At 42.4% G+C, this 18,513-nt stretch carries 15 protein-coding genes and 1 tRNA gene; 11 read left to right on the top strand and 5 right to left on the bottom strand.

All coding sequences use genetic code 11. The features are described 5' to 3' along the window. Positions 1 to 95: 95 nt before the first annotated feature. On the bottom strand, positions 96 to 1,214 hold the full coding sequence (locus tag FTU46_RS05160) for a porin (protein WP_180104486.1): 1,119 nt from the start codon (positions 1,212 to 1,214) through the stop codon (positions 96 to 98). 136 nt (positions 1,215 to 1,350) lie between these two features. Then, positions 1,351 to 2,592, bottom strand: a complete 1,242-nt coding sequence (locus tag FTU46_RS05155; protein WP_180104485.1) for an MFS transporter — start codon at positions 2,590 to 2,592, stop codon at positions 1,351 to 1,353. Between the two features lie 133 nt (positions 2,593 to 2,725). On the opposite strand from FTU46_RS05155, the gene FTU46_RS05150 reads away from it, so the two are divergent. The 5 genes from FTU46_RS05150 to putP all read left to right on the top strand — a co-directional run bounded on the left by FTU46_RS05150 (position 2,726) and on the right by putP (position 7,502). Continuing rightward, a complete protein-coding gene (locus FTU46_RS05150) occupies positions 2,726 to 3,355 on the top strand; it encodes a 1-acyl-sn-glycerol-3-phosphate acyltransferase (RefSeq protein WP_180104484.1) in 630 nt (209 codons plus the stop codon). Positions 3,356 to 3,420: 65 nt separating this feature from the next. Then, positions 3,421 to 4,338: a patatin-like phospholipase family protein gene (locus FTU46_RS05145; protein WP_004783071.1), complete on the top strand. Its 918-nt coding sequence runs from the start codon at positions 3,421 to 3,423 to the stop codon at positions 4,336 to 4,338. 101 nt (positions 4,339 to 4,439) lie between these two features. After that, complete coding sequence (locus FTU46_RS05140; RefSeq protein WP_004783073.1) at positions 4,440 to 4,922, top strand: NfeD family protein; 483 nt, start codon at positions 4,440 to 4,442, stop codon at positions 4,920 to 4,922. A gap of 3 nt (positions 4,923 to 4,925) precedes the next feature. After that, complete coding sequence (locus FTU46_RS05135) at positions 4,926 to 5,777, top strand: SPFH domain-containing protein (RefSeq protein ID WP_180104483.1); 852 nt, start codon at positions 4,926 to 4,928, stop codon at positions 5,775 to 5,777. Positions 5,778 to 5,990: 213 nt separating this feature from the next. Then, positions 5,991 to 7,502, top strand: a complete 1,512-nt coding sequence (gene putP, locus FTU46_RS05130) for a sodium/proline symporter PutP (protein WP_159122845.1) — start codon at positions 5,991 to 5,993, stop codon at positions 7,500 to 7,502. 82 nt (positions 7,503 to 7,584) lie between these two features. On the opposite strand, the gene FTU46_RS05125 is transcribed toward putP, so the two are convergent. Both FTU46_RS05125 and prpF read right to left on the bottom strand, forming a co-directional pair. Then, positions 7,585 to 8,493 (bottom strand): farnesyl diphosphate synthase, encoded by a 909-nt coding sequence (locus FTU46_RS05125; protein WP_180104482.1) that lies wholly within the window; start codon positions 8,491 to 8,493, stop codon positions 7,585 to 7,587. 228 nt (positions 8,494 to 8,721) lie between these two features. Beyond that, on the bottom strand, positions 8,722 to 9,912 hold the full coding sequence (gene prpF / locus FTU46_RS05120; protein ID WP_180104481.1) for a 2-methylaconitate cis-trans isomerase PrpF: 1,191 nt from the start codon (positions 9,910 to 9,912) through the stop codon (positions 8,722 to 8,724). Positions 9,913 to 10,245: 333 nt separating this feature from the next. On the opposite strand from prpF, the gene FTU46_RS05115 reads away from it, so the two are divergent. From FTU46_RS05115 to FTU46_RS05100, 4 genes are all read left to right on the top strand, one after another. Beyond that, the gene (locus tag FTU46_RS05115; protein WP_004783078.1) at positions 10,246 to 11,598 is read left to right on the top strand and encodes an amino acid permease; all 1,353 of its coding nucleotides are present in this window, start codon (positions 10,246 to 10,248) and stop codon (positions 11,596 to 11,598) included. Between the two features lie 91 nt (positions 11,599 to 11,689). Next, positions 11,690 to 11,765: transfer RNA gene (locus FTU46_RS05110), tRNA-Arg, on the top strand. Positions 11,766 to 12,102: 337 nt separating this feature from the next. Then, positions 12,103 to 13,638: an outer membrane protein transport protein gene (locus FTU46_RS05105; RefSeq protein ID WP_180104480.1), complete on the top strand. Its 1,536-nt coding sequence runs from the start codon at positions 12,103 to 12,105 to the stop codon at positions 13,636 to 13,638. 321 nt (positions 13,639 to 13,959) lie between these two features. Next, positions 13,960 to 15,180: an OmpP1/FadL family transporter gene (locus FTU46_RS05100; RefSeq protein WP_180070180.1), complete on the top strand. Its 1,221-nt coding sequence runs from the start codon at positions 13,960 to 13,962 to the stop codon at positions 15,178 to 15,180. Between the two features lie 74 nt (positions 15,181 to 15,254). Here FTU46_RS05100 and thrH read toward each other — a convergent pair whose 3' ends face one another. Beyond that, positions 15,255 to 15,872 (bottom strand): bifunctional phosphoserine phosphatase/homoserine phosphotransferase ThrH, encoded by a 618-nt coding sequence (thrH, locus tag FTU46_RS05095; RefSeq protein ID WP_179993412.1) that lies wholly within the window; start codon positions 15,870 to 15,872, stop codon positions 15,255 to 15,257. Between the two features lie 208 nt (positions 15,873 to 16,080). Here thrH and FTU46_RS05090 point away from each other — a divergent pair, with 208 nt between their 5' ends. Then, on the top strand, positions 16,081 to 16,815 hold the full coding sequence (locus FTU46_RS05090) for a phosphoadenylyl-sulfate reductase (RefSeq protein WP_034703384.1): 735 nt from the start codon (positions 16,081 to 16,083) through the stop codon (positions 16,813 to 16,815). Between the two features lie 172 nt (positions 16,816 to 16,987). Continuing rightward, on the top strand, positions 16,988 to 18,370 hold the full coding sequence (locus FTU46_RS05085; RefSeq protein WP_004783088.1) for a wax ester/triacylglycerol synthase family O-acyltransferase: 1,383 nt from the start codon (positions 16,988 to 16,990) through the stop codon (positions 18,368 to 18,370). Positions 18,371 to 18,513 lie beyond the last annotated feature (143 nt).

Here is an 18,513-nt window from a genome sequence, read left to right as displayed (position 1 = left end):
TGAAACTGGGTAGATTAGACCTAAAATTGCTAAGTTTTGTTGTTTTAGGCATAAAAAAAGCGATGCCGAAGCACCGCTTTTATTTTGTTCTAAAATTAGAACTTGTATTCAATACCTGTACCAACTACTGGTTGTTTAGTTTCAGCTGCGCCTCTTTCAAGGAATAAAGCACCTGCATAGCCATATGCTTTAACTTGTTTAGAGAATGCATAGTCTGCGCCTAACAAGATTTGCTGTGCTTCGTAATCAGCTGTTCCATTGTTAAATTCAGTCGTATTCTGGCTATATTGGCCTTTAACTGTCCAGTTTTTTGCATTTGGCAGGTTGTATTCAGCACCAATTAACCAGCCTTGTGCATCATCAATGATGGTAGCTGCAGCATCATTACCCGCAACCTCTTCAACTTCTGAAGTTTGATATAGAGCACGTAAAGACAGACCGCCATCAAGGTTTACACGACCAATCGCACGAACAGTGTTGGCTGCAGCGAATGCACTACCTGCTACCCCACCTGTTACTTCTGGAGTAGAAGCATTTACAAAACCACGGCCTGCAAAGTTAGATGGAATCGCTTTGTCATAACCAAGACCTAAAACTACAGGTTTACTGTCATATACTACAGATGCTGACCAAGCATCGCCTAAACCACGACCTGCAACCTTAGCACCACCTTTAGAAGGGCTGATTCCACTAGCTTCACCTGTAGCCAAAAGTGCAGTTGCTTTAAGTTTACCTTCACCTACAGCGAGTGCTGGAGCTTCATAAACTACAACGTTATCAATACGGTTTTCACCGGTAAAAATACCATTTACGTCAGCTCTATTTGCAATATAGTTATTAAACGTATCAACTACCGCAGAAAGCTGTTTTACAGGTGTATCGATTTTACCCAGTTTTACTGTACCTAGCTTTTCATCTTTTAAACCGACTAAAAGGTTACGTGGTACAAATGTATCGCTGCTTCCCCCATTATCTACATAGAATGTAAATTCCGCTTGATAAAGACCACTTAAACGGTCAGTCAGTTTTTCATCACCTTTAATACCGATAAATGAGTTATTACTATTTAATTCTACAACGTCACGGTTACCGCTGGCATTGTCTTCAGGTAAGTAATCTACTGTCGCATCAATTTCACCATAGAAAGTTGGTGCTGCAAATGTAGTCCCTGCTAAAAGGCTGAGTGCGATTGCTGTTGCTAACTTAGTTTTCATTAAAAAATCCTTTAACTTATTTTGTTACAAATAATACACACGGCGCCTATATTACAAAATTATTAAAAAAATATTTACATATTCTTTTTAATACTTTAGGTGGGGAGTGAATTAACTTACTTATTCATAAGAGATTTTAAATATTTTTCGCTACTTTCATCCATCGGAAAATAGGAATCAGGCAAAAAATCGCGATGATTACGATCAAATTTAGATAGTTTTGGTAACCTAAAGCGTCCCCTAGTAGCCCGCTCAGGCTATAAAGTCCCCCGCTTATAGTAGCCATCAAGGCAACCTGAAAGGTGAAATCAGTCCCTGCCAGATGCTTACGACTGTATTGCATCACCAAGGTCAGCATAACCACTAGGAGCATGGCCGATACCATATCTTCAACAGCATTAATGAGATAAATGATCCAGTTTGCTACTTTGTTCTGGGCTTCATATTGTGCAGCCAGCCAGGCATAAGCGATTAGACTGAGTATTTTCAGAATAGAGAAAATCATTAAACTCCAGCTGCGCGACCAGTATTTCAAACACCAGCCTGCTAGCCCTGCGCCAATTAATGCTGCAAAAGCACCAAGCATGGTGACATAAATACCAATCTGACTAAAACTCAGTCCCAAATCGACCATCAAAGGTTTTAATAAGGGCCCAGACAGACCATCTGCCACTTTAAAGGTCAGTAAAACCAGCAGCCATGTCGCCAAGGTAGAATCAGCTAAAAAATATTGAAAATAAGCTTTGATTCTAGTCCGAGCAGGTAATTTTTCAGATGATGAAGAAACCATCTTTTGATGATCCGGCTCTTTAAACCATAACACCGGTAAAGTATTCAGAAAGACCAGAGCTGCCAGCAGTAAAAAGGTTATCTGCCAATGCAAAAAATCGAGTAACCACAGGATTGCCCCGCCTCCAACAATAAAGCCCAAGCGGGAGCCAATCACCTGAAAGGTATTACCCCAGTGTTGCTGTTCATTTTTCAGAATATTGACTGCCAGTCCATCTGTAGCAATATCCTGAGTAGCACCGATCCCATTCATCACTAACAACGTGATAAAAAAGATCAGCAGATACAGCGGCTGGTTTAAAGCTTGGATCGGCAAAAAAGACAGTCCTATCAGCACAGCGACAGAAAGCCATTGCAAAGGAATAATCCAGCTTCGATAATGGCCTCGAGATTTTGATCCATGCTGATCGACTAAAGGTGCCCAGAAGATTTTAATCGACCATGGCAGCATGAGCAGACCAAAGCCACCAATATGTGCCAGAGATACGCCTTCAGCTCGTAAAATTACAGGTAAAGCGTGCGTCATAAACCCGACCGGAAGCCCCTGTGCCCAATATAGGGAAAACAGTAAAATATAAGTATTCCGCATATTCAGCGCAGATCCTTAAGGTAAAAATGCTAAAAGCATCCATCATCGCTATACATTTTGCCAATGATCCAGATTTTACAACAGTCTAATATGATCAAAAATAAAGAAAAATACGTTTCAGGATGAGACATTGATGAGTACAACACGTTTCCCCAGACTCCCTCCATTGGTTCCCTCCCGCGGAGGTAAACTGAGCCAAGCCCTGTTTAAACAGCTATTTCTGGCTCAGGGCTGGCAGCTCAAAGGCGAATTCCCTAACCTGCCTAAAGCAGTAGCGATTATTTCCCCGCATACCTCGAATATCGATGCCTGGCTGGGCTTCAATGCTTTGCTCGGTCTCGGCATTCAGATCACGATTTTTGGCAAGGACAGTTTATTCCGCACACCACTTAAACCGATCCTGGAATGGATTGGTGTGGTTCCGGTTGTACGTGATACCCCTCAAGGACATACCCGACAGATTGTCGAGATTATTGAAAAATCACCTCAAATCTGGGTAGGTATGGCACCGGAAGGTACTCGCAAGGCGCCAGAAAAAATCCGCAGTGGTTTTTATCATATTGCCAAGGCAGCCCATTTGCCGATTGTGATGTTTTCCTTTGACTATGACATCAAGACCGTTCATATCCTCGGTGTATATCACCTGACAGGTGATTATGAATATGATCTGGAACAGATCTATAAGCATTATGAAGGTAAATTTTCGGCCAAAAATCCGGATTGGGTCGCCAAGCCGTTACAAAAGCTTTTGAAAAAAGACTAGGCAAAACTGGCTTTTTTTGATGTGATAGCCTGAATTCTGTTGATTTAATCGCCAGTTTTTTTATAATGAAATTAACCCGTTATGCTCTGATTGGCTGCTTGGGTTTAAGCCTTGCAGCATGTGATAAAGCTACTAAAACCCCAACAACCTCTACTCCTCTTCAGGCTCGTGAACCTGTGGTGGCTATTGCGCTTGGTGGTGGCGGTGCCAAAGGCTTTGCCCATATCGGGGTACTCAAAGTCCTCGAATCGCACGGCATCAAACCGAAGATTGTTACTGGAACCAGTGCCGGAAGCTTCGTGGGTAGCCTGTATGCCAGCGGCAAATCTCCTTATCAGTTGCAGCAAATCGCCTTGAACTTTAAAGAATCCGATATTCGTGATTTAACCCTGAACCGCCAAGGGATTATTGCCGGACAGAAACTGCAGGATTTCGTCAATAAAAATGTGGCGAATAAACCGATTGAACAGTTCCCGATTCGCTTCGCGGCAGTGGCAACCCGCCTAGACAATGGCCGTAAAGCTGACTTTATCAAAGGCAATGCCGGACAAGCCGTGCGTGCCTCTTGCAGTATTCCGAATGTCTTTGTGCCCGCTGTAATTGGCGGTACAAAATATGTCGATGGCGGTCTGGTTAGTCCAATTCCAGTAAAAACGGCCAAAGATATGGGAGCAGATATTGTTATTGCCGTAGATATATCTGCACGTCCGGACAGCAATAAAGCACTCAACATGTGGGGCGTACTGGACCAGACGATTAATATCATGGGTCAGCAAAGTATCAATGAAGAACTCAGGCAAGCTAATATCGTGATCCAGCCTAAAGTAGGTCATATTGGTACGCTGGATTTAAAAGCCAGCAATGAGACCATTCTTGAAGGTGAAAAAGCCGCGCAACTGAAAATCCGTTCAATTGAAAAAGCCATCAGTGATTTTAGGCAGTCTCCGGCTGCATTCAAGCCTGCACGACCGGCAAAATTTTAATCAGAAATTTTTTATATTCATCTGCTGCAGCATCTGCTACATTGGAAGTAAATCATATAAAGATGATGATTAATTAAATACTTAGCAATATAGGTCACGATATGGAATTAGTTCTTGAACCTTGGCACTGGTTTGTATTGGGAATACTTCTTATTCTGTCAGAATTACTCCTGCCCGCTTTTGCTGCCCTCTGGTTCGGGATTGGTGCCATTATGGTCGGCATTCTGTACTGGATGTTCCCGATGATGGGACTGACCACCCAGATCCTGACCTGGATCATCCTGTCTGTTCTTTGTACCTTGCTTTGGTTTAAGTTTATCAAGCCGCTTTCTATCGACAAGACCAAAGCCGGCTTGTCGCGTGAGGCCACTATTGGCCAAATTGGCATGGTGATTCAGACCGATCTTGAACAGGATCAGATTCGGGTTCGTTTTCCGCTGCCAGTTTTAGGCTCGGATGAATGGGATTGCCGTGCTCTGGATAAAGTTCAGGTTGGAGATCGTGTCCGTGTTGTCGATATCTTGGGAAATGACCTGGTTGTACAGCCCCACAGCACTCAATATCAAAACGAAAAAGGTGAATAAATTATGTCTGCTGGCACTATCATTGTTATTGCGCTCTTGGCCTTTGTTGCGATTACCATTTTTAAGGGTGTACGAATTGTTCCACAAGGCTATAAATGGATCGTACAACGTCTGGGTAAATACCACACCACACTTAATCCTGGCCTGAATTTTGTCATTCCTTATGTAGATGAAGTGGCTTATAAAGTCACCACCAAAGATATCGTTCTGGATATTCCTTCGCAGGAAGTAATTACCCGTGATAACGCTGTCTTGCTGATGAATGCGGTGGCTTATATCAACCTGACAACTCCTGAAAAAGCGGTATACGGGATTGAGAATTACTCCTGGGCAATTCAGAACCTGGTACAAACTTCGCTACGTTCAATCGTGGGTGAAATGGATCTGGATGATGCCTTATCTTCGCGTGATCATATCAAGGCACGTTTAAAGTCCAGCATTTCTGATGATATTTCAGACTGGGGAATCACCTTAAAGACGGTTGAAATCCAGGATATCAAACCTTCTGTAACCATGCAGACGGCGATGGAAGAACAGGCAGCGGCAGAGCGTCAACGTCGTGCAACCGTCACTAAAGCGGATGGTGAAAAACAGGCCGCCATTCTGGAAGCTGATGGTCGTCTGGAAGCGTCACGTCGTGATGCAGAAGCGCAAGTCGTACTGGCAGAATCTTCACAGCGTGCGATTGATATGGTGAGTCAGGCAATTGGCGATAAGGAAATTCCTGTGGCTTATCTGTTGGGTGAACAATATGTCAAAGCCATGCAGGATATGGCCAAGTCTCCAAATGCCAAGACTGTGGTCTTGCCTGCCGATGTGCTGAATACCATTCGCGGTGTGATGGGACGTCACTAAATTTCAGAGATACTTCACAATAGGCAGCCAATTGGTTGCCTATTTTCTTTCAAAATAAGAAAATCTCAGCAAAGATTGTGAATTTATGGTTAAATTTCGCGTTTATTTTTGAAATCCTCTGGATTCGATGTTGCCTGGCTTTCGGATTAAAGTCTTTCGCATCTGTCATAATCCTTGTTTCGATCTACTGTCCAACTTAAAAATGGATACCGTATGAGCTCCCTAAATCCAACCTTAATTACCTTTCTTTTTTATATTGTCGGCATGGTCGTAATTGGCCTGATGGCATACCGCGCGACAAACAACTTTTCTGATTACATCTTAGGGGGCCGACGTTTAGGTAGTTTCGTAACTGCACTTTCTGCAGGGGCTTCCGACATGAGTGGCTGGCTGCTGATGGGCTTGCCGGGTGCAATTTATCTTTCAGGCCTGTCTGAAATGTGGATTGCGATTGGTCTGATTATCGGTGCCTGGCTGAACTGGCTGCTGGTTGCGGGTCGTTTACGGGTCCATACCGAAGTCCAGCATAATGCTCTAACCCTACCGGACTATTTCTCGAACCGTTTTAACGATCAGAAAAAAGTACTGCGTGTGGTTTCTGCATTTGTCATTCTGATTTTCTTTGCAATTTACTGTGCTTCAGGCATGGTGGCAGGTGCGCGTCTGTTCGAAAGTATGTTCGACATGTCTTATAGTACAGCGCTCTGGATCAGTGCGATTGCAACGATCAGTTATGTGTTTATTGGCGGTTTCCTGGCAGTCAGCTGGACGGATACCATTCAGGCAACCCTGATGATCTTCGCCCTGCTTCTTACGCCAATCGTAACCATCCTGACTTTTTCAGATATGTCGCAAGTTACGCTCGCTTTGGAAGCCGCACGTCCACAGGCCATGAACTTGGTCGGTGATCTGAGTACCATCGCGATCCTGTCATTAATGGCATGGGGTTTGGGTTATTTTGGTCAGCCGCATATTTTAGTGCGTTTCATGGCCGCCGATTCAGTGAAGTCGATTCCAAATGCACGCCGTATCGGGATGACCTGGATGACGCTTTGTTTGGGTGGTGCAGTGGCCGCAGGTTTCTTTGGTATTGCCTATTTCCAGCAACATCCGGAACTCGCTGCTGTGGTGAATGCCAATCCTGAAACCGTATTTATGGAACTAACTAAAATTCTGTTCAATCCATGGATTGCCGGTGTGGTTCTAGCGGCAATTCTTGCTGCAGTAATGAGTACGCTTAGCTGTCAGTTACTGGTTTGTTCAAGTACCCTGACTGAAGACTTCTATAAATCATTCCTGCGTAAAAATGCCTCACAAAAAGAGCTGGTTTGGGTCGGTCGTCTGATGGTACTTCTCATTGCTTTACTGGCGATCTGGATGGCTGGTAATCCTGAATCTAAAGTGCTTGGTCTGGTGGCGTATGCCTGGGCAGGTTTTGGCGCTGCTTTTGGTCCACTGATTATTCTGTCTCTGTTCTGGAAACGTATGACCTTGAATGGTGCCTTGGCAGGCATGATCGTTGGTGCATGTATGGTGATTCTGTGGAAGAATACTGTTGGTGGAACAGGTCTTGGTTTTATTCCAGCCGGCATCTATGAAATTATTCCAGGCTTTATCTGTTCTTGGATTGCGATTGTAGTTGTGAGTCTATTAGGCAAAGCGCCAACAGCTGAAATTACGACACGCTTTGAACAGGCAGAACGTCTGTATAACGAAAGCAAATAATTCAATATAAAACAAAAAGAGGACTTTAAGTCCTCTTTTTTATGCTCGTTTTAAGCTAATTTCAAGAAGACTAGTTTTAAAATCAGCTTTTACGTGTCAGCAGGAACTGGGTAATCTGCATCAGGTCATCGGCTTGTCCTTCAAAATGATTCAGTGCAGTCATGGCCTGATCATGTAACTGCTGTGCATAGGTTTGGGCTTTCTCTAAACCCATCAATGCTGGATAAGTTGACTTCTCCACTTGTTCATCCTTGCCCGCCGTTTTACCCAGCACTTCTGTATCAGAAATAATATCCAGAATATCGTCCTGCACCTGGAAAGCCAGACCAATCGCTTGCCCGAATTCACGCAGTTTTGGAATGGCCAGATCAGTCCCTTCAAAGATGGTCACCGCTGCCATCATAATCGCTGCACTGATCAAGGCACCGGTTTTATTTCGGTGAATGGTTTCCAATGCTTCCTGATCAATTTTTTTGCCTTCGGCCTGTAAATCCATTACCTGACCATTGACCATTTTCGAGGAAGCAGTCGCCAGAATCTGCATCTGCTTCAAGACAATCGCAGGTTCTACTGCAGGCCCCTGATCAAACAGACGACTACCCAGAATTTCAAACGCCATAGATTGCAAAATATCACCCGCCAAAAGAGCCGTATCTTCACCAAAAGCAGCATGACAGGTTGGCTGACCACGACGTAACAAGTCATTGTCCATACATGGCAGATCATCATGTGCCAGTGAATAGCAATGAATAAACTCGATCGCAACTGCGGCACGGCGTACCGCAGCACTATTCTGATTCGGTTTTAAAGCGGCAGTGGCATAACAGAGTGCTGGACGTACCCGCTTTCCTCCTAGCATTACGGCATGATGTACTGCCGACTTTAACGGTTCCGGAATGGAAAAGGCTTCCAAAGCAGTCATTAAATCGTGTTGAATCCGTTGTTGTGCTTGAGTTAGTGCATGGGTTGATACGTCAGTGATAGATGACACATTCGCCTCGAATACGTAGCCAGAATAATAAAATGACAGTTTATAAGTGCCTGTCTGTTATCAGGCATTGTACCTAGAATTGCATTGAATTTTCATTCTTAAATCCAAATGTTGTTTCATAATTCTGTATTGAGACTGAAAATAATCAAATCAGAAATATCTTTTTTAATAAAAAAACCACCAGAGAACTGATGGTTTTACTTAGGCTAATTTTCTCAAGGAATAATTTTAAGAGAGAACATCTTCAGGGACACGCACCCAACCTTCCATTAGCACACGAGCACTACGACTCATAATGGCTTTTTTCACTTTCCATTCCCCATTTTCCTGCACTGCTTGCGCACCCACTCTTAAGGTACCGGAAGGATGACCAAAGCGGACTGATTCACGCTCCCCGCCACCTGCAACACGATTAACCAAGGTTCCCGGAATCGCTGCCGCTGTTCCAATCGCTACAGCGGCTGTTCCCATCATGGCATGATGCAACTTACCCATCGATAAGGCACGGACCAGAATATCGCTATCTGCTTCAGTGACTTCCTTACCACTAGAGGACGTATAAGTCTTTGGTGGAGCCACAAAAGCGATCTTTGGCGTATGCTGACGTGTAACAGCTTCACTAATATCCTGAATCAGCCCCATCTGTTGAGCAGCATAGGCTCGGATGGTTTCAAACTTCACCAAGGCAGCTGCATCATTATTGATATGGTCCTGTAACTCGGTACCGTTATAGCCCAGATCTTCTGCCTTTAAGAAAACTGTCGGGATCCCGGCATTAATCATCGTCACTTCAAAGCTGCCAATATTCGGTACTTCCAGCATATCGGTTAAATTTCCGGTCGGAAACATTGAACCGCCCTCAGCATCATCATCGGCTGGATCCAGAAATTCAATCTGTACTTCAGCTGCTGGGAAAGTTACGCCATCCAGCTCAAAATCGCCTAGTTCCTGAACCTGACCATTCTGCATCGGTACATGGGCAATAATGGTTTTCTGAATATTCGCCTGCCAGATTCGCACCGTACACAGTCCATTTTCAGGAATACGTGCAGGATCGACCAGATCATTGGAAATCGCAAATGCTCCAACTGCTGCAGTCAGATTGCCACAATTACCACTCCAGTCTACAAAAGGGCGATCAATCGATACCTGACCGAATAGATAATCTACATCATGATTTTCCTGCTGGCTTTTAGACAGAATCACGGTTTTGCTGGTACTTGAACTGGCACCGCCCATACCATCAATCTGTTTGCCATAAGGATCCGGGCTGCCGATCACTCTTAATAATAACTGGTCCCGAATTCGGCCTGCCTGTTGTGCAGCAGCAGGTAAATCGTCCAGTTTAAAGAACACCCCTTTACTGGTGCCTCCGCGCATGTAAGTGGCCGGGATTTTGATTTGGGCAGCGAAACTCATGAATACTTTCTTCCTCTGGCTTGTCTTTATTCTGATCAAAATTATTGAATATTTCTGAGACGAGTATAATCGGTTTAAAGCCAAGTAGTCGCCTTGCCCGACCTAAGTATAAAAAAACAGCATTTGTGTCGAGTTAAAAAAACAGCAAACTCATCAGTTACATTTTCAATAAAATTAATATATTGATTCACATATCTTTTATTCTATTTATTTTTTATAATTTTTTTTTATAAATACGATAATAATATTTCATCCAGACGGGTGCTCTAGGCTTCTTATCTTTGTTCCATTACAATCTTTATACCTATTTCTTACATTGTCGGGCTGAACACTTTGAATAACGAGTCTTCACAACTTCAGCGTGGCTTAAAGAACCGTCATATTCAGTTGATCGCCATGGGCGGTGCAATTGGCACAGGCTTATTCTTAGGTTCCGCACAGGTGATCCAATCTGCGGGTCCTTCTATTATTCTTGGCTATGCCATTGGTGGCTTAATTGCATTCTTAATCATGCGTCAATTGGGTGAGATGATTGTTCATGAACCTGTAGCAGGTTCATTCAGCCATTTTGCTTATAAATATTGGGGTAAATTCCCTGGTTTCCTTGCGGGTTGGAACTACTGGATCTTATATATCTTGGTAGCCATGACCGAGCTCACCGCCGTTGCAAAATATATTAATTACTGGTGGCCTCATATTCCTGCCTGGACCTCAGTCCTGTTTTTCTTCATCGTAATTACGCTGGTCAATCTCGGCAATGTGAAATTTTACGGTGAATCAGAATTCTGGCTATCCATTGTAAAAGTGACTGCAGTCATTTCCATGATTGTCTTTGGTCTCTATCTGATCCTGACCGCTGATGCATCTTCAGGGGCTTCTTTCAGTAACCTTTGGACAGCGGGCGGCTTCTTCCCGAATGGTTTCGAAGGTCTATTCTATATGCTGGCCTTCCTGATGTTTGCCTTCGGTGGGATTGAACTGATCGGGATGGCAGCAGCAGAAGCTGAAAATCCAGAAAAAACCATTCCAAAAGCGATTAATCAGGTCGTATTCCGTATTCTGGTATTCTATGTAGGTGCCTTGACCATTCTGTTGTCTTTGGTACCTTGGAACCAGTTAGAGCTTGGCGGTCTGGATAAAAGCCCGTTTGTAATGATCTTTAGCCAATTGGGCATTGACTGGGCAGCACATCTGCTGAACTTCATCATCCTGACAGCTGCACTTTCTGTTTATAACAGTGGTATGTATGCTAATAGCCGTATGCTCTATGGTCTGGCACAGCAAGGTAATGCCCCTAAAATCTTTAAGACTGTGAACAAACAAGGCGTTCCAATTCCTGCAGTTCTGTTCTCTGCCCTGCTGATTTTCGGCTGTGTACTTCTAAACTACTTTGTTCCTGAAGATGCCTTAAGTCACCTGATTTATGTAGTGGTAGGTGCACTGGTACTGAACTGGGCCATGATTAGTCTGACTCACTTCAAGTTTATGCAAAGCATGAAGCAGTTAGGACAAAAGACCAGTTTCCCTGCATTGTGGTCACCTGCAAGTAATATTCTGGTTTTAGCTTTCATTGCAACCATTCTTTACATCATGTGGACACAAGGCTTTAAAGAATCAGTACTGATGCTTCCGATCTGGGTAGTGATCATGTTTATTCTGTTTAAGGCACTGCGCCCTAAGAATTAATCAAAAAATCTTTTAATCGATGATTTTTAAAGTTATTGCTTCGGCAATAACTTTTTTTTTGCGTTTTTTACAGTACAATAGCCTTCTTTTCGCGCCCTTAGCTTAACTGGATAGAGCAGTTGCCTCCTAAGCGACCGACGTGGGTTCGAGTCCCGCAGGGCGCACCATCCTTTCAAAATGTGATCTATACTTCAAAAAATTAGCGTTAATCTTCATATTTTTAGAATATTTTTTATACAAAAAATCATTTTTTCTCCATTATTTTATTTCTTTTACTTTCAAATACTTATTTCAAAATACAGCTATTTTTTGGTGCAAAAACTCTATTTTGGTGCTTTTTTAGACTAATTAGTTTTTTCTAGAGCATTTACTCTTATTTTAATTGTGCTATTTTTGTCACATGGAGTAACAAATGATTGCGGATAAATACCCGAAATCTCCAAGAATTTAATAAGTGCAAACAACAACGCTAGATATAAATTTGTACCTCAAGGAAAGACGTAAATGAAATTAAAAACATTAACTACTGCAATGATTCTTGCAACTGTGCCTATGACAGGCGCATTTGCAGCGGCGATGGACCGTTCAGGCCAATCTATCGCAGCGTTTTTACAACCAGGTAATTACTTTGAGGCAGGTATTTCTGTATTAGACCCTACTGTATCGGGTAAAGAGGCTGGAGAAGCTCCTGCTCGTCGTAATATCAATGATATGGCTGGCGATTATTATTTTCCAAGTGCTGCATTAAAACTTCAACCTACTAGCAAATTTTCATTTGGTATTTTGTATGACCAGCCATTTGGTGCTGAAGCAGAATATACAGGTAACAATGCATTTGTATCACAACCTACTGATACAATTTTACCTCAACCCCTTTTAGATGGTTTAGTAGCAAATCAAGTTGATGCAACTCTTGGTGACTTATCTAGTACAGAATTAGTAGGTTTAGCAGCTCAAGGTTTAGTGGCTCAGCAAGGTATTGCTCCAGATGATCCAACCTATGCTACGGCAGTTTCAAATACTATTACAGGAATCATCACTCAAGCAGGTGGAGATGTAGATGCAGCTGCAGAGGCTGTACTTCCTCAAGTACGAGAAGGTGCTCTTGCTCAAGGTCAGGCACAGTTAGCAGAAACTTTAGAAGGTATTCCATTAGGGACAGGCAATACTAAAGTTGATGTTCAAACACAAAATCTTACTTTCTTATTTGGCTTCCAACCTAATGAAAATTGGAACATTTATGCAGGTCCAGTTTATCAAACTGTGAAAGGCACAGTAAGTTTACGTGGTCAAGCTTACAGTATTTTTAATGGTTATGATGCCACGATGAAGGAAACTGGTGATCTTGGCTGGTTAGCGGGTGTTGCATTTCAAATTCCCGATATTGCGCTTAAAGCCTCAGTAACATACCGCTCTGAAATTGATCATGAAGCTGATACTACTGAGCAGCTTTCTGCAGCAGCAGGTTTTGGATTAGTTGGTGTTAATCCAGCAGATATTGTTGGAACTCAAGGTGTAACAAAAATTACTACTCCGCAATCTGTAAACTTGGATTTCCAAACAGGTGTAATGGCTAATACTGTAGCCTTTGCTAATGTACGTTGGGTAGATTGGTCAAACTTTGCTATTCGTCCATATCAATTCGGTTTAGCTTCAGAAGCAGTAGGACAATTACCAGCTGTTAATCGTCCAAATGGTTTTAATTTAGTTGAATACTCTGATGATCAAATTTCAGCTACTGTAGGTGTAGGCCGTAAATTTAATGATCTATGGGCTGGCAATCTATCAGTAGGCTGGGATTCTGGTGCAGGAAATCCTGTGTCGACACTTGGTCCTACAGAAGGTTATTGGAATGTCGGCCTAGGTCTTCAATATAGCCCAACACCAGCGACATTCATCGCAGGTGGTGTGAAATACTTCTGGTTAGGTGATGCGAAGTCACAAACTGCTGCACAAGTCGGCGAAGATAATCGTATTGTTGGTGATTTCCAAGATAACCATGCAATTGCTTATGGCTTAAAAATGGGCTATCGCTTCTAATTCGTGATAGATAATAAAGACTACCCTCGGGTGGTCTTTATTATCTCATTTATATTTTTATACACCTGTATACTATTTGGTGTTTTTATCAGCAATCAAATTTTACCTAAATTCAGTTTTGAATATATTTTAATAAAAATTATTATTTGTTTATTTTCATCAAGTTAATCAAAAAAATATAGTATAAATACTCTAAGCAATCATTTTTTATAACCGCCATAGTTCATTTCTTGGACGAAGTGGAGCATTTACTCTTTTTAAATTTGTGTTACTTTTCCACAACTTTTATTAATATTTATGCAACATTGTCAAGGATGAGCCATGAAGCTTAAGCCAATCTCTATCGCTATTCTTCTTTCTAGCCTGCCTACTTCTCTCGTGTTCGCTGCCGGTTTAGACCGTTCAGGCCAGTCTATTCAGGCTTTTTTACAACCTGGTAACTATGCGGAAGCGGGTATTTCTGTTTTAGATCCAGAAGTTCAAGGTAAAGACAATGCCGGCAATAAAGTCAGCGATATGGCTGAAGATTACTACTTCCCTACTGCTGCTATAAAAATTCAGGCAACTGATAAAATATCTCTGGGTTTACTTTATGACCAGCCATTTGGAGCTGACGCTCAATATGCGCCTGAATCTAATGCTTTTGCTACAGTAAATACCAATACTGGTGTATTGGAGGGCACTTCTGTTGAAGTAAAAACCAATAGCATTACAGCACTTATAGGGTATCAGCCAAATGAGAACTGGAATGTTTATGCCGGACCTGTCTATCAAAGCGTAAAGGCGAAAGTCTCCCTACGTGGTACAGCTTATAGAGGCCCGCAAGTTCTTGGCGGTTATGATATTGACCTTAAAGAAAGTGAAGCTTACGGTTGGTTAGCTGGTTTTGCATATTCTATTCCTGAAATTGCCTTAAAAGCTGCTGTGACTTATCGCTCTGAAATTAAACATGAATTAGATACCACAGAAACCTTCGGTTTTGGTACAGATGGGGCTTTATATATTCCTGGATTAACTGGCACATTATTGGGTAAACCAGTAATTCCAACTTACCATAAAGCGGAAATTACTACACCACAATCAGTCAACATTGACTTACAGTCAGGCATTGCAAAAAATACCTTAGCCTTTGCTAATATTCGCTGGGTACATTGGGATCAGTTTGCAGTAAAACCTGCTTATTTATCTCAGCTAACTGGCGCACTCACCGGAAAACAGCAGAATCTTGTCGATTATTCAGATGATCAATGGTCTGCAAATGTGGGTTTAGGTCATAAATTTAACGTTAAATGGTCAGGCTCTGCTGCTGTAGGTTATGACTCTGGTGCAGGAAACCCGGTAACCACCTTGGGTCCAACTGAAGGTTATTGGAGTGTCGGTCTAGGCGGCCAATACAGCCCTGCAGAAAACTATTTTATCCAGGCTGGGGTTAAATACTTCTGGCTAGGAGATGCACAAGCACAAACAGGTGGTGAAGTAAAAGGTAGCTTTGAAGACAACCATGCAATCGGCTATGGTATGAAAATCGGTTACCGTTTCTAATTGCGTTAAAAAATTAGTATTCAACAAGAAAGGGCGCTATAAGCGCCCTTTCTTTTATTACATACACTTAAATATTAAGCTGGAATATCACGTACTGAAGCATTACGAATCGCTTCTTTTAACGCATCATAACCACGAATTGGCGGGAATTGCGGGAATTCAGCAATCACATTTTCAGGCGCATCAAATAGGAAACCATGATCTGCTTCACCTAGCATCGTGGTATCATTATAAGAATCTCCTGCTGCAATCACACGGAAGTTCAAGCCATGTAATGCTTTTACGGCTTGACGTTTTTGGTCCGGCTGACGAAGTTTATAAGCAGTGATCATGCCCTCTTCATCAGTTTCCAGCTTATGACAGAAAATTGTTGGCCAGCCTAGTTGCTTCATTAGAGGATGAGCAAATTCATAGAAAGTGTCAGACAGAATAATCAGCTGAAAATGAGTACTTACCCATTCTACAAATTCTTTGGCGCCTTCGAATGGTCCCATATCCGCAATCACAGCCTGGATATCATTTAGACCCAAACCATGCTGTTTTAAAATATTCAAACGCTGGGTCATCAGTACATCATAGTCAGGAATATCACGTGTCGTTGCTTCGAGCTCTTTAATACCTGTTTTTTTAGCAAAATTGATCCAGATTTCTGGAACCAAAACGCCCTCTAGATCTAGACATACGACTTCCATGAAGCATCCCCTCAGTTGTATTGAAAAAATTTTGCCCTATCATAGCTGAAGAAAAAGATTTTGCACTGTTCTTTTTTAAATCTGTTTTTTTCATAAGTATTTATTTTTTAGTGATAAGTAGCTTTGGGCATTTCTATTAAAATAGAATAAATCTGAAATAAATTCATATAGGCCACGTCATTTCCAAGCCTATGCCGCCAGGACTCATATGACCAAAATCCCCACTATTGCTATGGTAGATGCGCTTGCATCTGAATATGCAGATAAATCACCAAGTGAAATTTTAGCGCTTGCTCTCGAGCAGGAAGGCGAAATTGCCATTTCATTTTCTGGTGCAGAAGATGTTGTACTGATTGATATGGCATCTAATTTAGGTAAACCTTTCCGGGTATTTAGCTTGGATACAGGGCGTCTGCATGCTGAGACTTATCAATTTATTGAAAAAGTTCGCCAGCACTATAATATTGATATCGAAATCTGTTTCCCGGAAACAGATGCGATTCAACAACTGACGACTGAAAAAGGTTTGTTCAGTTTCTACCGTGACGGCCATCAGGAATGTTGCGGAATCCGCAAGGTGCAACCTTTACGCAAAAAACTGGCAACTTTAGATGGCTGGATTACCGGTCAGCGTAAAGACCAAAGCCCGGGAACACGTAATGACATTCCAGTGGTTCAATCTGATGAAGGTTTTTCTGGTCCAGGCAAACAGCTGATTAAATATAATCCCCTTGCCAACTGGTCTAGTGCAGATGTGTGGAATTATATCCGAATGATGGAAATTCCATACAACCCACTACATGAAAAAGGTTTTATCTCCATTGGCTGTGAACCTTGTACCCGTCCTGTGCTGCCAAATCAGCATGAACGTGAAGGACGCTGGTGGTGGGAAGAAGCCACCCATAAAGAATGTGGCTTGCATGCCGGGAACTTGAAAAAATAATCTTAAAAAACCATCCGTTCGTCGGGTGGTTTTTTTGTGAACCAATCGGCTACAGAAAAATCAGTACCTTTATGCGACAAAATCGCTATACTTTGTAATGTGATACCAATAATTCTAACAAGGTTGCTTATACATGAGCAGCTGAAGAAAATGCAGTGAGGCAATCTACGCTATGCGTCCATTACATCCGATTGACTTTATTTTTTTGTCTTTAGAGAAACGGCAGCAGCCTATGCATGTAGGCGGGTTATTTTTGTTTCAAATTCCTGACAATGCACCAGCCTCTTTTATCCGGGATCTGGTGACTGATATTCGCAATTCCAAATCCTCACCGATTCCTCCATTTAATAACTATTTAAACGGTTTATTTTGGGATGAAGATGAAGAGTTTGATTTAGATCATCATTTTCGTCATATTGCCTTACCGAAACCTGGGCGTATCCGCGAGCTGCTGACTTATATTTCCCAAGAACACAGCGCACTGATTGACCGCGCTAAACCTTTATGGACCTGTCATATTATTGAAGGCATTGAAGGCAACCGTTTTGCCATGTACTTCAAGATTCACCATGCGATGGTAGATGGTATTGCAGGCATGCGTCTGGTAGAAAAATCACTTTCCCATGATCCACATGCGAAAAGTATTGTGCCACCTTGGTGTGTAGAAGGTCCACGAGCAAAACGTCTGAAAGCGCCGAAAGTCAGCCGCATGAAGAATGTGTTACAGGCGATTAAAGGCCAGCTGGAATGTACGCCACGAGTGGCTTATGAATTATCACAAACCGTACTGAAAGATATGGGGCGTAATCCGGATTATGTGTCCAGCTTTCAAGCACCAAGTTCTATTTTAAATCAGCGTGTCAGTGCCTCACGTCGTTTCGCAGCCCAATCTTTTGAATTCTCACGTTTACGTCATATTTCTAAAGCTTTAGGTGTAACGATTAATGATATCGTGTTAGCGATCTGTTCAGGTGCCTTACGCGAATATTTACTCACACAAAATGCCTTGCCGAAAAAACCATTAATTGCAATGGTGCCCGCTTCTGTACGTAGCGATGACTCCGATGTTTCCAACCGTATTACCATGATTCTGGCGAATCTGGGCACGCATAAGGATGATCCTTTGGAGCGTCTTAAAACGGTACGTCGCAGTGTACTCAGTGCTAAAGAACGCTTTAAGCGCATGAATGCCAATCAGATTCTGAACTATAGTGCCTTTGTCTATGGCCTTGCAGGATTCAATATTGCATCTGGCTTAATGCCAAAACGTCAGGCATTTAACGTGATCATTTCCAATGTCCCTGGTCCTCAGGAACCTCTGTACTGGAATGGCGCACGTTTGGAAGCCTTATATCCGGCTTCGATTGTACTGGATGGACAGGCACTGAATATCACCATGACCAGTTATATGGACAAGCTTGAAGTAGGTCTTACTGCTTGCCGTAATGCTCTACCCAAAATGCAGAATCTATTGACTCATCTTGAAGAAGAAATTCAACGCTTCGAACGGATTGTGGATGGTGAACCCGTCCCAAAGTTGAAAGCGGTCAGTTAGCCGCGGACGAATAAAATCTGGCAATGGACTGCTAAAAAGTGTGTGAGCACTTTTGCCAATCATTTAGTAAAAAATAAAGGGGCAATTTAAGCCCCTTTATTTTATTCTTTTTACAGTTTGAATGAAATTCATACAACCGCAAT

It is taken from the genome of Acinetobacter sp. YH12108 (assembly GCF_013419055.1).
In the GTDB taxonomy this organism is placed as follows: Bacteria; Pseudomonadota; Gammaproteobacteria; order Pseudomonadales; family Moraxellaceae; genus Acinetobacter.
Note: the sequence above shows the minus strand (reverse complement) of the source record. Positions and strands in the feature narration are given on the sequence as shown.

Excerpts from the sequence above, each read along its gene's own strand:
- FTU46_RS05100 (WP_180070180.1), top strand. The coding sequence starts at position 13,960 with ATGAAGCTTAAGCCAATCTCTATCGCTATTCTTCTTTCTAGCCTGCCT.
- thrH (WP_179993412.1), bottom strand. The coding sequence starts at position 15,872 with ATGGAAGTCGTATGTCTAGATCTAGAGGGCGTTTTGGTTCCAGAAATC.
- FTU46_RS05145 (WP_004783071.1), top strand. The coding sequence starts at position 3,421 with ATGAAATTAACCCGTTATGCTCTGATTGGCTGCTTGGGTTTAAGCCTT.
- FTU46_RS05105 (WP_180104480.1), top strand. The coding sequence starts at position 12,103 with ATGAAATTAAAAACATTAACTACTGCAATGATTCTTGCAACTGTGCCT.
- FTU46_RS05140 (WP_004783073.1), top strand. The coding sequence starts at position 4,440 with ATGGAATTAGTTCTTGAACCTTGGCACTGGTTTGTATTGGGAATACTT.
- FTU46_RS05155 (WP_180104485.1), bottom strand. The coding sequence starts at position 2,592 with ATGCGGAATACTTATATTTTACTGTTTTCCCTATATTGGGCACAGGGG.
- FTU46_RS05090 (WP_034703384.1), top strand. The coding sequence starts at position 16,081 with ATGACCAAAATCCCCACTATTGCTATGGTAGATGCGCTTGCATCTGAA.
- FTU46_RS05135 (WP_180104483.1), top strand. The coding sequence starts at position 4,926 with ATGTCTGCTGGCACTATCATTGTTATTGCGCTCTTGGCCTTTGTTGCG.
- FTU46_RS05160 (WP_180104486.1), bottom strand. The coding sequence starts at position 1,214 with ATGAAAACTAAGTTAGCAACAGCAATCGCACTCAGCCTTTTAGCAGGG.
- putP (WP_159122845.1), top strand. The coding sequence starts at position 5,991 with ATGAGCTCCCTAAATCCAACCTTAATTACCTTTCTTTTTTATATTGTC.
- FTU46_RS05150 (WP_180104484.1), top strand. The coding sequence starts at position 2,726 with ATGAGTACAACACGTTTCCCCAGACTCCCTCCATTGGTTCCCTCCCGC.
- FTU46_RS05085 (WP_004783088.1), top strand. The coding sequence starts at position 16,988 with ATGCGTCCATTACATCCGATTGACTTTATTTTTTTGTCTTTAGAGAAA.
- prpF (WP_180104481.1), bottom strand. The coding sequence starts at position 9,912 with ATGAGTTTCGCTGCCCAAATCAAAATCCCGGCCACTTACATGCGCGGA.